This is a genomic window from Mycobacterium sp. E1715, from assembly GCF_001667625.1.
Classification (GTDB): domain Bacteria; phylum Actinomycetota; class Actinomycetes; order Mycobacteriales; family Mycobacteriaceae; genus Mycobacterium.
The window spans coordinates 1-760 of record NZ_LZJJ01000483.1; the positions used below are offsets into that span (position 1 = coordinate 1).

1 protein-coding gene and 1 pseudogene are annotated in these 760 nt (G+C 67.2%); one reads left to right on the plus strand and one right to left on the minus strand.

Annotated features, from left to right (window positions below; translation table 11 throughout):
* A pseudogene (locus A9X03_RS29470) lies at positions 1-155 on the plus strand (nitronate monooxygenase); the annotation flags it as partial.
* Here the strand turns inward: A9X03_RS29470 and A9X03_RS24080 are convergent.
* Positions 150-760: class I SAM-dependent methyltransferase (locus A9X03_RS24080; RefSeq protein ID WP_156746656.1), on the minus strand; the 611-nt coding region annotated here is incomplete at its 5' end. The pseudogene A9X03_RS29470 and the gene A9X03_RS24080 sit on opposite strands and share 6 nt — an antisense overlap.

Below are 760 nucleotides of genomic sequence, written 5' to 3' on the forward strand. Positions count from 1 at the left end.
ATCCGGCCATCCACTACCTGACCAGCCCGCTCCGCAAGGCCGCGGCCGCGGCGGGCAAGCCCGGCTACGTGCACCTGTGGGCGGGCACCGGGTACCGGAATGCCACCGCCGAACCCACCGCCGAGATTCTTCGGCGGCTGGCTTCCGACCTATGAGTATTCGAAGCGGTTCAGCACGTCATACCGGCCGCCGGGAGTCGCACAGGTGAGTTTGTACACGAACCGAACCGGCGCCGATTCGATCTGTTGGTAACCTGCCAGCGCCGGGACCTGTTCGAGCAGGCGCAGCCGAGGATTCCAGTTCTCCAGCTCCCGCGCATCGCGGATGCCCCACTTGATGATCCCGCGGGTGAACAGCTTCGACAGCAACGGCGCCAGCGCCGAGAGCGTGTCGAAATGCATTTCGCCGCTTTGGAATCGGCCGGTCAGACGCTGCAATAAGTCGCGGACCTGCTGTTCGGTCAGGTACATCAGCAGGCCCTCGGCGATGACCAGCGTGGGGCGATCGATCGGAACCTGGTCCAGCCACCCCGGATCGGTCACCGACGAGCCGATCATCCGGTACCGCTCGGTGTCCTGATAGAGCCGTCGCCGCAGCTCGATGACACCGGGCTGGTCGACGTCGAACCACGAGGCCGACGGCGGCACGGTGAGCCGGAAGGCGCGGCCGTCGAGCCCGCAACCCAGGTGCACGTAGCCGGGCTTGCCCGCCGCGGCCGCGGCCTTGCGGAGCGGGCTGGTCAGGTAGTGGATGGCCGGAT